Here is a 14,026-nt window from a genome sequence, read left to right on the forward strand (position 1 = left end):
AGGTGTATCTAAATGTCATTCGAAAAGAAGCTTCAGGAGCTCGGAATCAACTTGCCTGAACCGCCAAAACCGGTGGCTGCTTATGTCCCGGGAGTAAAAATAGAAAAAATTATCTATACGGCGGGTCAGATTCCTTTTGTGAATGGCGAGCTGAAGTACAAGGGAAAAGTTGGTAAAGAAGTTACAGTTGAAGAAGCATATGAAGCGGCCAAAATTTGTGCGCTGAACTGCCTGAGCATTGTTAAATCCCTGGCAGGAAGTCTTGACAATGTTGAAAAAATAGTAAAAGTTGTCGGATTTGTAAACAGTGCCGATGGTTTTAATCAGCAGCCAAAAGTCATAAATGGTGCTTCCGAATTGCTGGGCCAGATTTTCGGCGATGCCGGAGCTCATGCGCGTTCCGCAGTAGGTGTGAGTGAACTGCCTTTGGATGCTACCTGTGAAGTGGAACTTATTGTAAAAATAAAATAATCGGAAGGAGTTTTTAAGATGGCTAAGTTCACAAAGAAATTTGAAATGTACAGATTCTTACAAGCCAATATTCCCAACATATATGCTGAAGCAAAAAAAGCTGCCGATGAAATAGGAATCCCTGTAGAACTGAGAGGAAAATTCGGTTTGACAGGAGCCATATCCGGATGCCCTTCTCCTCTGACAAAAAAAGTCAGGGAAGCTTTGGATAAAGGCAGTACAGAAGTTATTCCTCTGGCAAAATTAGTAGATGAAATTCGTTCAATAGTAAAAGATGTTTATGGCGATGATTATGACGTTGCTCCTGTGAATACATGCGAAGCCGGATTATGGGTTACTTTTGATGCTTTATTTACACCGCCAATGCAAGGTAGAGGCGACAGTTACCAGGCCCGTTACATCATCCCCTACGAAAAACACCTGCACCATCACGGCGGGTACGGTAGGCCTTTCCCAGGCAGATTCAAAGATATTCTTGCCGACAGGGGATCTACAGCAGGCGAACTGGGATTTTACGGCAAACGGCAGAACAACACAAGTGTATACATGGTTCCATTGGTTGGGGCGGATTATTCGGTTCATGGAATCAAATATCATCCCACGATTCAATTAACAAAAGTAGACCCCGAAGCTTCCGCAAAAAAGATAGAAACCATAGCGGAAAGACACGCCACCATGCTGACCGGGATCACTTCACTGGGTTATGATACTCCCGGTTATGGATATGGTGTGAAGGATACGGACGGAACCCCGGTGCTTCAGAAAAAGCTGGCCCAAATCGCTCATGATTTCGACGTGCCGTATGTGATTGACAATGCATGGGGCGTTCCCTTTATAGGTCACGATATAAGAAAAAGCGGCGCCGATGTAATTATATACAGCCTTGATAAAGCCAGCGAATCTACGACCGCCGGTTTGATTGTAGGCAAAGAAGAATTCATGGTGCCAATCAGGAGAGCTCTGGGCATGCACGGCGACAGATATGGTACCACAGCATCCTACGGTAAAGCGGCTTATGTGACAAATGATCCTGGTAAAGAAGCTCTTCTCGGCGTAATTGTTGCTTTGAAGGAGTTACGGGATAATCCTGAAGAATTAACGAAACCTGTCGACGATATGTACAATATTGTAAAAGAGGAGTTTGAACAAATACACCCCAAGATTAAAAAAGGTCTGATCATCACCAAATCATATAACTCAAGAGCAATTGAAGTGAATTATGAAAATACATGGAGCGATAGCGAACTTGGTCTGCCCATATTCTCCATAGAAGACATGTATTCCGGAACTAACATTTTCCAGAGCGGAATGGGATCAATGGGTGTGATTCCGACTGTGGCCTACGATGCCAATATTATGATTTCACCGGGTCTCGGAACAACTGATGAGAACGGTCAAATAATTGAAAAGAACTTTAGATACGCCGTCAAAGCTCTGGTCAAGTTGATGGAAATTGTTGCTAAGTACAGCGGTTTTACAGAATAAAAATTTTAAATGCCAAAGGGGAAACCCTTTGGCATTTTCCTAAAATAAAAGGGAGGGAAAATGATGCCAAAAGTCGTAGTAATTGGTGGTGGGTGGTCCGGTTGCGCTGCCGCACTGGCGGCAAAAAAAGCAGGTGCTGATGTGGTTTTGCTTGAAAGGGCGGATATGCTGCTGGGAACCGGCCTGGTAGGTGGGATCATGAGAAATAACGGAAGATTTACCGCGACGGAAGAAATGATTGCCATGGGCGGAGGAGAATTATTCCATGTGACAGATGAAGTTGCCCGCCATAAGAATATTGAGTTTCCCGGCCATAAGCATGCTTCGCTTTATGATGTAGCAAGAGTTGAACCCGCTGTGAAAAAGGTTTTACTAAATGCGGGAGTCGAAATTCATACCGAAGCCAGAGTAAAAGATGTTGAAGCTCAGGGTAAAAAGATAGTAGCAGTGATTACAGATGAAGACGAAAGATTTGAAGGCGATGTTTTTGTAGAATGTACTGGAACGGCGGGCCCGCAGGGCAACTGTACTAAATATGGAAATGGATGTGCCATGTGCATTATAAGATGTCCGAGTTATGGGCCCAGAATAAGTGTGGCAGGTAAAATGGGCGTTAAAGAAATGATGGCAAAGAAAGCCGATGGAACTTACGGGGCCATGAGCGGTTCCTGTAAACTCCACAAGGATTCTTTATCCAAAGAGATTGTGGACAAACTTGATTCAACTGGTGTAGCGGTTATACCTGTTCCAGAAGAAGTAAGAGAAGGAGCGGACATTTTAAATAAAAAAGCCTGCCAGCAGTATGCTCTAAAAGAATTTATCGAAAATGTGGTGCTGCTGGACACCGGTCATGCAAAATTGATGACGCCGTTTTTCCCTCTTGAAAATCTGCGTAGAATTCCGGGATTTGAAAATGCCCGGTATGAAGATCCATATGCCGGGAACAGAGGCAATTCCATGAGGTATCTGGCAATTTCTCCCAGAGACAATTATTTAAAGACTGAAGGTGTAGATAACCTTTTTTGCGGCGGCGAAAAAGCAGGTCCGCTGGTAGGTCATACAGAAGCAATTTGTACCGGAACACTCGCCGGGTCGAACGCAGTAAGATTTGCCGCAGGCAAAGAACTGGCACAAATACCTACCGAACTCGCTGTTGGCGATGCTATTGCATATGTAAAAGAACAGATGAAGACCGAAGAAGGCATCTCCAAAAAGTACACTTTTTCAGGCTCGGTGTATTTTGAGAGAATGAAGCAGCTTGGCCTTTACACCACAGATGTAAACACCATTCGACAGAGAGTGGAAAAAGCGGGCATGACAAACTTTTTCAACCAGCGAATAGTATAAAAATCATAATAAATGAAAATCATATAAAAAAGGGGTCATAAATTTGACCCTTTTTTATTTTATATTTTGGAGGGGAAATAATGGTTCAACTTTCTGCCATACACTGGGTATATTTTGGAATGGTAATCGTGATAATTGCAACTATGGCTTTGAGAAGAGATACTGTATTACCTTGTGTAATTGGAATTTTGCTCGTAGGTTTTGTATCAACTGGTAATGCATGGAAATCTGTACAGGTGCTTTTCAATGCATTAATTGCCGCGGGTACCGAATTTCTCGGGTTGATAACCGTAATCGGACTGGTGGTGGCTATGTCTAAGGCTATGGGCGATGTGGGAAGTGATTACATTATAATGAGACCTGCCGCCAGGATAATGGTCAACCCGGATATAGCGTTCTGGGTTTTGGGTTTTGTCATGCTTATTGTAACACTATTCATATGGCCTTCCCCGGCTGTTGCTTTAATTGGCGCCATTATGCTCCCAATAGCGGTAAGAGCCGGACTTTCGGTGATGGGAGCCGCTGTGGCAATGAACATCTTTGGTCACGGTATTGGATTATCCGGAGATTATGTGATTCAGGGAGCTCCCGCCATAACGGCAAAAGCTGCAGGTTTTACTTCAGCCACTCCCGTAATGAGTGCCAGTTTTCCGCTATGGCTTACCATGGCAATAGTGACGAGTATCTTATCTTATTTATATGTAAAAAAAGACTTATCCAGACAAAAAATTGAAAATGAGACCCACAGGTTGGCATATGAAGAAACTGACGAAAAGCAAAAAAACAGAAAATTTACTTCAGTATCGTATATAGGCGCAGCATTATTTATTCTCTTATTTTTGATTGATGTTATTCTACTCTTAAAGTTTAAATTGAGGGGCGGAGATGCTACTGCGTTAATCGGTGGAACGGCACTGGTAATTACGTCAGTTATTTCATTGTTGGGATTTGGAGCTGATTCTCTTGAAAAAATTACCGATTATGTCAGAGAAGGGTTTTTGTTTGGAATGAAAGTCTTTGCACCGGTTATTGTAATAGGAGGATTTTTCTTTCTTGGTTCCGAATCCACAGCCAAAGCCATTTTGGGGCCTCAGGCAACAGGTCTTTTATCAGATCTGGGCATTGCGTTGTCGCAGGCGGTCCCTTTAAGCAAAATTCCCGTTGCGTTTATACAAATGATAATAGGAGGGATTACCGGATTGGATGGGTCGGGATTTTCAGGCCTTCCTCTTGTAGGATCTTTATCCCAAACTTTCAGTACCGCCATACATGTGGATAAAGCCACACTCGGAGCATTAGGCCAGATTTCTGCCGTTTGGGTCGGAGGCGGAACAATAATACCCTGGGGCATTATACCGGTTGCAGCTATTGCCGGTGTTGACCCCAATGACCTCGCCAGAAAGAATTTCGTACCTGTTATAATTGGTTTGATTGTAACTACTATTGTAGCAATATTTGTTCTGTAAAATTATGAAAAAGTTAGGATAGAAGATTTATAGTCACAGACTTCCCATCACATGAACGGTTTATATTTATTATATTCGTTATGGAGGGATTTGCTGTGACTATTAATCTTTTTTGGAAAAACATAAAAATTTTTTACTAGACAGCCGACATTGTTATAAAAAGATATTTTTTTTAGGCAAAAAGTAATGTATAATAAAGTTGAATATTAAATTTAATGACATTTGGGGGGAGAAAATGTTACTGGAAAAGCAGCGATTAATATATATAATCATGAAAATAATTGCAAATTCACAAATACCCGTAGGCTCGGGCTTTATACGTGATAATTTAAATATGCAGGGATTCAATATCAGCGAAGCTACCACCGGAAGAATCCTGAGAGAACTTGATAATAAAGGCTATACTGAAAAAGTCGGATTCAAGGGAAGAAATTTGACATCATTCGGTCAAAAAAAATTAAAGGAATTGGAGCAGGAATATCGTATAAATCATTATGGTAACGAATTGGTAAATGCCATAAAGGTCACCGGTAAACAGGAACTTTTGGATATATTAATCGCACGAAAAGCTATAGAAAGTCAGCTGGCAAAACTTGCGGCACAGTTTATAACTGCAAAAGAAATACAGGAGTTGGAAGAAATCATAAATATTCAGCAAGAACATGTAGATAAGGGTTTATCAATTGCAGATGACGATATAAAATTTCATAAGGCCATATCACAGGCTGCAAAAAATAGGGTCCTTGATGCCGCTATGGATTTAATAAGACAGCATGGACAAATATCTCCGATTCTAGAATATATAAGGAAAGAAGTAAGAAGCACCGTGCTTCTTGATCATAAAAATATTTTTCAAGCTATTGTCTCCAGAAATGCCGATATGGCTGAAAAAGCCATGGTACGCCATATTGAAAATCTTGCAAAAGATGTGAAAAAATATTGGGAAATTGTATATAATGATGAAAATTTTAATAGCGATAATTGATTAATGGATTTTAATTTGTTAAAATATAATTTGAAAGTATTGGCTGGTTGATGAGCTAATTTTTATTTAATTAACACTCCTCATCTATGATGAGCAAAGGAGGCTTAAAAATGTCAAAAGTTATGGAAAGAATAATGGACGCTGTAGACCTGGAAACCTTCATTGTATGCAAAGATGAAGAAGAAGGGAAAAAGATTTCCATTCAACTGATGGATGAAATGGGATTTAAAGATGTAAACATCGTATTTTTCCAGTATCAGGGCCCTGGCGCTAGAGTACGGCTGAGGGGTTATGTTTATAAGCCGGGCGACCGTTACGGCTGGTTGAAAAATTAATCGGGGAGGAAATTACATGTCTTTTGAAAAAAAGAAAGTCCTTTTAGCACCTCTTGATCCGGTACATGATATAGGATTGAAAATGATAAAAAGGGGCCTGGAGCAAGCGGGTCATGATGCTTTACTTTTACCGCCGGATTATTCTCAAGAAGAGATCATAAAGGCAATTTTAGATAACAATGTCGATGTAGTTCTGATAAGCAGGACTTTGGGATATGGTGTAGCAGAAATTCTTGGAAAATTTGTGGACCTCGCTGAGGCGGCCGGTATAAGAGATAAGGTGAAAATCGGAATCGGAGGCATGGCTATCCGACCTGAACTTGCCGCAGAACTTGGATTTGACGCCGGTTTCGGTCCGGGAACTACGGTAGAAGAAGCCCTGGCTTTTGTGGAAGGTCGTGAGTATGTACCTGATGAAAAAAAAGGTAAAAAGGTAAAAAAAGATATCACTCGAGGATACGACTATTCTTTTAAAAATAGGTCAATAGAAAAATTACTGGACAAAATAGTTGATGGAATAATTGACTATGTGAGCGATAAAACTACGACCGCCATACAGAGGGCCGAGCTAAGAAGACAAATATTAAAAACATACAATGAATCGGAAAAACATAGGCTGCGGATGGAATATGCCAAGCTCTGTGATAAAATTGTAAGGGATTTTTATGAGGCGGGAAAATACAGAGAAAAAACAAGACCGCTCCTGCCGGATGAATTAAAAGCTCTTGAGAATTATGTAAAGGAAATCAACTCTAGAATGAATCCTTTGAAGTTGCAACATACCGATAAAAATCCTATAGTATTTATCCAATACGGCACTGGATGTCCATTCATGGATATAGCCCATATAAAATCATGCGAAGCATGGGGAGCGGATGGAGCTGTCCATTTTGACCCGTCTTGGGGAGCCAGAACCGAAGGATTTTTTGAAGGTTATATAACTCATGAAGAAGACGGTTCTGTCATAACTTATGAAAACCTCAAAGGAATAAAAGATTCCTTGGAGCCATTCACTTTATGGCAAGTAAGAGCACATCGAGGCCTAAACACTCCGGAAACGGTACTGCTGGCAGGTACAATAGGGGCGGACCTCACGAAAATCAATATCGCCTACGGTTCACTGGGAGGCGGCACCGACCCCGAGAGGCTTACAGTGGATGCGGTAAGCGCCATCAAATATGCTGCTGAATTCAATATGCCTTTTGATGTGGTAACAAACGAGGAGCTGTGCGGTGTGCCGGCATATAAAGCCTTTGCAGGCATGCTGATAGTTTCCAAACTTGGCTTGAGACTGGGTGGAAAACCGATTTTACAGCCCCTGTTCTGTTATTCTCCTGAAGTTATGGTAAGCGGCCAGATGGAGGATAATTATGTTGATTTTAATGCAGCTAAAATTATTTGCCTTAGGAATATAATTAATGCCCCTATTTGGTGCGGCGCGCCTATAGGATTTTTAACCCAAACGGAAGATCGTGTCCAGTCATCTTTAATGACGGCGCTGCATGCATCTCTGGCTTCTTCACTCGGTGTTGATGGCATATCAATTGCTTCGGCGGATGAAGCATTTTCAGGAGGCCCAATTTCAGTTGCTGCAAGAATAGATACATTGAGAGCTACACAATCCGCTTTCAGGTTCTTTGGCAAATCCGAAATAGTTCCTACAAAATCTGCGGAAAAGTGGGCCGATGAAATAGAAAGCGGTATAGAAAATGTCCTTGAATCCATTGTCCAAAACGGTAATTTTATTGACGCTCTGTATAAGGGTTTGCTGGGCAGCAGGGAAGAAGGAGCATATCCAGGACGGGCAGGAAGAGGTACAGTAATAAAAAAGTAGTTTCGGAGGACCTTAAGAATGGCTTTTATAATCGGAGCAGCTGGAACTGCTAAGAATACAGGTAAAACAACCACTACCTCTGCAATATTGGAAGAATTATACAAAGATAAAGTTTCTGTAGGTTTAACCAGCATAGGTTATGACGGTGAAGAAATCGACAATATTACAGAGTTGCCTAAACCTCGTCTTTTATTAAAAAAAGGTTCAATTGTGGCTACTGCAAAAAAATGTCTTACTTCCGGCACTGCAGAATTTCAATTACTTGAATCAACAGATATTATAACTCCTTTGGGCAGAATCGTTATCGGAAAAATTATAGAAGACGGTTTGGTGGTTATAGCCGGGCCAAATAAGAGCAGTGAGCTTAAATTGGTTTTAGATTTATTGACTAAAAAGTGGGGGGCAAATTTTATAATTGTGGACGGAGCGTTAAACCGAATAGCCCCCATGGCGGTAACTGACGGCATAATACTTGCCACAGGAGCCGCAAGGAACATCAACATCGAAGAACTGGTAAAGGAAACCAGGGCGTACTATGAGCTGTTCAATATACCTGAAGCAAGTTTTGAAGAAAAGAAATTATTATGCGGCCAAACAAGAATCTGTCTTGTTCGGCAGGACAAGGGCATAGTAAAAACGCTTGAATACGGTTCATTGCTGGATAAAAATAGCACGGAACAGATAAAACAACATATGAAAGAAACAGATATAGTGTATATTCCGGCATTGCTTTCGGAAAATATGTTCAGTGAATTAAACCGCAACATGAAAAGACTATGGCGAAACAAGACATTGATATTAAAGGATCCAATAAAGATCATAGCAGGCGGCAATCCGCAAAATATAGTTTATGAAATAAAAATACTTCTGGATTACGGCGGAAGGATAAGTGTTATAAAAAAATTACCTATTTTAGCCGTTAGTGTCAATCCTTTTTATCCTCTTTATAGGTTTGACAGAAATGATTATGAAGCCGGATTTGTAGATGCGCAGAAACTTCTTATCAGTATGAGGCAGGCAATTCCGATTCCGGTGGTCGATGTAAAGATGGAAGGACCGAATTTATTGTTATCTTTGATAAAAACTCACTTACAGGGAGGTAACTATTAATTTGGAAAAAATATCCATTGTTGGCACCGGCAGGATGGGTTCACTCCTTGCAAAAAAGTTTTCATGTAAATATGAACTTGTACTTATTGACAGAGATTTGCGCAGATGCGGGTTATTAGCTTCGAAGCTGGGAGTGGAAAGTACTGCCGAATACTCTCTTATTACAACCGTAGATTTTATCATAGTAGCTTTACCGGCCATGGTAATTCCTGAATTTGTCAATGAAGTTAAACCTTTTTTAAAAAAAGATCATATTTTAATTAACATATCCACCGATACCCCGATAGAAGCCTTTAGTTCTCTAAGAGATTGCTGCAAACTTGTTTCGGCAAAAATTATCGGTCATGCGCTTCAGATAGATTTTGGCGAACTTCCGCTTATTATAATAGATGGAGAAGATGAAAAGGCTTGTAAGAAAACAGCACAAATCTTTGGCATTTTAGGGCCTGTTAAATTCGGTCCAGAAAAGATTGTGAGGGAAATCAATCACATTGCCAGCGAAGAAGGAATAAAAGCTGCATATAATATTCAAAGAAGGCTGAAACAACTTGATATACCGGAAGAATACTCTAGCTTTGCCATCAGAAATGTAGCCTGCGGTACTATGAACGCTTATGCCGTAGGAGATGCAGGTCCCTTTGTCCGGGATATCATCGCAAAGCTTGGTCAAAATCAAAACTGATTCCATTCGGAATCAGTTTTTTTGTATAACGAAAACCACCTGCTATGCAGGTGGTTCCAAAAAGCTTATAGCTATGAGTAGAAATAAAAAACCTCCTTTGTTAGAATAGATGCAGGTCTGTCAACCGCATCAAAACAAAGGAGGTTATCCAAAATGGATAATGAAAGTTTATCACATACCAAATGGAATTGTAAATATCACATAGTATTCGCACCGAAGTATCGAAGACAAGTAATATATGGGAAAATAAAGGCTGATATAGGGAAAATATTAAGGAAACTATGTGAATACAAGGGTGTAGAAATAATAGAAGCAAATGCCTGCAAAGATCACATACACATGTTGGTAAGTATTCCACCTAAAATAAGTGTATCACAGTTCATGGGATACTTGAAGGGGAAAAGTTCGTTGATGATATTTGATAGACATGCAAACCTGAAATACAAGTATGGGAATCGACAATTTTGGTGCAGAGGATACTATGTAGATACAGTAGGCAGAAATAAAAAGGCGATAGAAGAATATATCAAGAACCAGTTACAGGAAGATATATCAAGTGACCAAATAAGCTTAAAAGAATACATTGACCCGTTTACGGGTGAGCCGGTAAACAAAGGCAAAAAATAAAAATGCCCCTTTAGGGGCAGCCTTAAAAAATACTCGGTTGGCAGACCATTCAACGAGCCTTAAGGCTCAGCCAGTAAATGCCCTTATAGGGCTAGTGCAAACCACCCGCTAAGCGGGTGGTGATGATTCACCTATTTTACATTGTTTGAATAGATTATTAATGAACTTTATCTTTTTTAAGAGGTGAATAAAATGGCTTTAAACTATTATTGTATAGATGCCGGTTCTCCATATTGTCCGTGCCATTTGGCCAAAACAAACAATTGCCTTGTTTGCTCTATTCTGCAGGGAAAAGAAAACTGTGACTGCAACTGGCAAGGGGTTTGCGTATACCAAGAGTTTATATGGGCAAATGGCAAAGTAGAAGAAAGAAAATTGTTATCAGCTCCAATGGTAGAAAAAAAATTTATTCACGACAGGCTCGTTACATTCAAAATTGAAATTCCTTCTGATTCTCTTATCAGAGCTTACAATCAACCAGGAGCCTTTGCCTTTTTAAGACCTGTAAATTCTTTAGAATACTATGATGTGCCGCTTTGCGTAATGGATGTGGATGAATCAAAGAAATATCTGAGTTTTGCTATAAGTATAATCGGTCCGAAATCCAAGGCCATTGCCAGGGTCGAAAACAGTGTCCTCGTCAGGGGCCCATACTGGAACGGACTTTTTGGTTTAAAATATATTAAATCAAGTTACAATAAAAATTGGCTGATAATAGGAAGGGGAATAGGGCAGGCATCGCTTATACCAGTGGTTAAAAACCTTTTAAGAGGGAACAACAGAATCACTGTTTTATTGGATCCAGGAAATGTTAAAACAAACCTTGCCGAAGAAGAACTTTGCAAATATGGGGTTGACTTTAACGTATTCGATTTGAACAATACATTCCATAAGATTCGTCTAAAAGAAATTATAGAAAAAAGCGAAGTAGATTTTATATACAGCGGCGGTTCCGACGTCCAACACAAACTTTTACAGAATGTTATAAATAAAATCGGTTACAAAATACCTCTGGTAATCTCAAACAACTATCAATTGTGCTGTGGAGAAGGGATTTGTGGAAGTTGCGAGTCAATGATTGATGGAGAATTGATACATTTTTGCAAAATTCAACTTGGGAGCGAACAAGTGTTGGGAGGGTGAAAAATGGTCGAAGTAATAATCATTGGCGGAGGGTGGGCAGGTTGCGGAGCCGCTCTGGCGGCAAGAAAGGCCGGTGCAAACGTGACCATACTGGAAAAAACAGATATGCTTTTGGGATGCGGCCTTGTGGGAGGTATAATCCGCAATAACGGCAGATTCACCGCAGCAGAAGAAGCAATTGCCTTGGGAGCAGGGGAGCTTTTCCAGATATGCGACAGTATGGCAAAACATAAAAACATAGATTTCCCCGGGCATAAACATGCTACTTTATATGATGTCACTAAAATCGAACCTAAAATTAGAAAATTTTTAGAAGAAATCGGTATAAATATTAAATTGAAATCTCGCGCAGTAGATGTCAGAGTCAGGGATAAGACGATACGAGGTATTGTGCTTGCCAATGATGATATCATTGAAGGTGACGTATTTATTGAAACAACCGGTTCATCCGGACCTATGGGAAACTGTTTAAAGTACGGCAACGGTTGCTCCATGTGCATACAAAGATGTCCAGCGTACGGTCCAAGGGTAAGCATAAGTAAAAAAGCAGGTGTTGAGGATTTGGTAGGAAAACGTTCTATTAATGTATATGGAGCAATGAGCGGGTCATGCAAATTAAATAAGGATACTCTGGGAGAGAATATAAAAAGTCAGCTGGAGGAAAAAGGAGTTGTTGTGATAAAATTACCGGAAAAATTTATAAAAAGAGAAAAATTGTCCATGAAAGTATGTCAGCAATATGCACTGGAAGAATACGCACAAAACATTATTCTTCTTGATACCGGTTATGCCAAATTGATGACACCGTTTTTCCCATTGGAAGAGCTTAGAAAAATTGAAGGATTTGAAAATGCAAGGTTTGAGGACCCATATGCCGCCGGTAAGGGAAATTCCATAAGATACATGTCTATGGCTCCAAGAGATGATTGCTTGCAGGTATTGGGACTAGATAACCTATTTTGTGCCGGTGAAAAATCAGGTCCATTCATCGGGCATACCGAAGCTATATGCACAGGGATTCTGGCAGGAAATAACAGTGTCAGAAAAGCATTAAATATGGAACTTATCAAATTGCCTGGAGCCCTGGCTATAGGAGATATAATCGCGTACACTAATGAACAGATTAAGACTGAATACGGACTTTATAAGAGATTTACATTCGCCGGTTCAACATATTTTGAAAGGATGAAACAGTTAGGGCTTTATGAAACATCACCGGAAATCATAAAAGAAAGAGTTACAGAATTGGGTTTGGCAGGAATTTTTAATGAAAACCTTATGATCAAGCAGGAAAAAGCGGTGGGAATGTATAATAATAAATTTTAAAAGGGGAGTTTTTAATTGAAGATGAGGTTGCAAAAATTTCTAGCATATACCGGAATTGCATCCCGAAGAGCAAGTGAAAAACTAATCCTGGACGGCAGGGTTCAGGTCAATGACAGAGTAGTAAGAGAACTGGGCACTAAAATAGATTCAGATGTCGATGAAGTAAAATTGGATGGAAAGATATGTTGCATACAACCCCGCCGTGTATATATTTTGATGAATAAGCCCATGGGAATTGTAACCACAGTAAAAGACCCTTTCGGCAGGTCTACCGTAATGGATCTTTTAAAAGGCCTCAAAGAAAGGGTCTATCCTGTGGGCCGTCTTGATAAGGATACTGAAGGTCTTTTGATACTTACCAATGACGGTGAAATGACTTACAAGTTGACACATCCTAAACATGAAATCGAAAAGACATATCTGGCTTTTGTTAAAGGAAAGGTAAGCTGGCAACAGATACGTTTACTTGAGAAAGGCGTAAAATTGGAGGACGGCCTCACGGCGCCTGCGAAGGTAAAAATAATAAAATTCGAAGATGAATATACAATTATGGAAATCAAAATTCACGAGGGCAAAAAAAGGCAGATAAGGCGGATGTGCGATGCTATTGGTCATCCAGTCATTTACCTTAAAAGGACACAAATAGGCATGCTTTCATTAAAAAGTCTTAAGCCCGGGCAGTGGAGATTTATGACGTCAAAAGAAATAGAATATATAAAAAGTCTTTAAATGAAGGAGGAAATTCTTTTGATATTTATACGCAGGGCTTCAACCGACGATATTCCCAGGATAAAAGAGATTTTATCCAGAGTTAAACTTGCAACAGATATTGAGGATTATATTGATAATTTCATGGTAATGGAAATGGATGGCTCAATTGTAGCAACGGCAGGGCTTGAAGTATATCAAGATGCAGCCATTTTGCGATCGGTAGCCGTACTGCCTGAATTTCAACATCAGAACCTGGGCGATGGTCTGGTAAGAGCTATAATAAATTTTGCCGATCGCAGGAATATAAGAAAGTTATTTTTATTTACTCAAACCGCCGGAAAATTTTTTGAAAAAATTGGATTTAGGTTCATTTCAAGAGAAAACATTGATGAAAGATGTAAATCTTCAAAACAGTTTAAGAGCATGTGTCCCGTTTCATCCGATGTAATGGAACTGGATGTGAAAGAATTCTTTAACAATATACATTGTAGATCATAAGAGCTT

General features: G+C 40.0%; 14 protein-coding genes. All 14 read left to right on the plus strand.

Annotation, left to right across the window (positions count from 1 at the left end):
* Positions 1–12 precede the first annotated feature (12 nt).
* Positions 13–471, plus strand: coding sequence for a RidA family protein (locus AC6I1H_RS18445; RefSeq protein WP_497738962.1), 459 nt, complete (start codon positions 13–15; stop codon positions 469–471).
* Between the two features lie 18 nt (positions 472–489).
* Entirely contained in the window at positions 490–1,956 is a 1,467-nt protein-coding gene (locus AC6I1H_RS18450; protein WP_497738963.1) for a hypothetical protein, read from the plus strand.
* 63 nt (positions 1,957–2,019) lie between these two features.
* Positions 2,020–3,303 carry an FAD-dependent oxidoreductase gene (locus AC6I1H_RS18455; RefSeq protein WP_497738964.1) on the plus strand — a complete coding sequence of 428 codons (1,284 nt, stop codon included), beginning with the start codon at positions 2,020–2,022 and terminating at the stop codon, positions 3,301–3,303.
* Between the two features lie 80 nt (positions 3,304–3,383).
* Complete coding sequence (locus AC6I1H_RS18460; RefSeq protein ID WP_497738965.1) at positions 3,384–4,769, plus strand: hypothetical protein; 1,386 nt, start codon at positions 3,384–3,386, stop codon at positions 4,767–4,769.
* Positions 4,770–5,004: 235 nt separating this feature from the next.
* Positions 5,005–5,754: a FadR/GntR family transcriptional regulator gene (locus tag AC6I1H_RS18465; RefSeq protein WP_497738966.1), complete on the plus strand. Its 750-nt coding sequence runs from the start codon at positions 5,005–5,007 to the stop codon at positions 5,752–5,754.
* A 110-nt stretch (positions 5,755–5,864) separates the two neighbouring features.
* On the plus strand, positions 5,865–6,089 hold the full coding sequence (locus tag AC6I1H_RS18470; protein ID WP_497738967.1) for a hypothetical protein: 225 nt from the start codon (positions 5,865–5,867) through the stop codon (positions 6,087–6,089).
* Positions 6,090–6,105: 16 nt separating this feature from the next.
* Positions 6,106–7,923: a cobalamin B12-binding domain-containing protein gene (locus AC6I1H_RS18475; RefSeq protein WP_497738968.1), complete on the plus strand. Its 1,818-nt coding sequence runs from the start codon at positions 6,106–6,108 to the stop codon at positions 7,921–7,923.
* Positions 7,924–7,941: 18 nt separating this feature from the next.
* Positions 7,942–9,033, plus strand: coding sequence for a lysine 5,6-aminomutase reactivase subunit KamB (gene kamB / locus AC6I1H_RS18480; RefSeq protein WP_497738969.1), 1,092 nt, complete (start codon positions 7,942–7,944; stop codon positions 9,031–9,033).
* A 1-nt stretch (position 9,034) separates the two neighbouring features.
* Positions 9,035–9,715, plus strand: coding sequence for a pyrroline-5-carboxylate reductase family protein (locus AC6I1H_RS18485; protein WP_497738970.1), 681 nt, complete (start codon positions 9,035–9,037; stop codon positions 9,713–9,715).
* A 153-nt stretch (positions 9,716–9,868) separates the two neighbouring features.
* Positions 9,869–10,342 carry an IS200/IS605 family transposase gene (tnpA, locus tag AC6I1H_RS18490; protein WP_497738971.1) on the plus strand — a complete coding sequence of 158 codons (474 nt, stop codon included), beginning with the start codon at positions 9,869–9,871 and terminating at the stop codon, positions 10,340–10,342.
* Positions 10,343–10,534: 192 nt separating this feature from the next.
* Entirely contained in the window at positions 10,535–11,485 is a 951-nt protein-coding gene (locus tag AC6I1H_RS18495; protein ID WP_497738972.1) for a sulfide/dihydroorotate dehydrogenase-like FAD/NAD-binding protein, read from the plus strand.
* 3 nt (positions 11,486–11,488) lie between these two features.
* A complete protein-coding gene (locus AC6I1H_RS18500; protein WP_497738973.1) occupies positions 11,489–12,811 on the plus strand; it encodes an FAD-dependent oxidoreductase in 1,323 nt (440 codons plus the stop codon).
* A 21-nt stretch (positions 12,812–12,832) separates the two neighbouring features.
* A complete protein-coding gene (locus AC6I1H_RS18505) occupies positions 12,833–13,540 on the plus strand; it encodes a pseudouridine synthase (protein ID WP_497740858.1) in 708 nt (235 codons plus the stop codon).
* Positions 13,541–13,558: 18 nt separating this feature from the next.
* Positions 13,559–14,020, plus strand: coding sequence for a GNAT family N-acetyltransferase (locus AC6I1H_RS18510; RefSeq protein ID WP_497738974.1), 462 nt, complete (start codon positions 13,559–13,561; stop codon positions 14,018–14,020).
* Positions 14,021–14,026 lie beyond the last annotated feature (6 nt).

The organism is Biomaibacter sp. TOL, assembly GCF_059717795.1.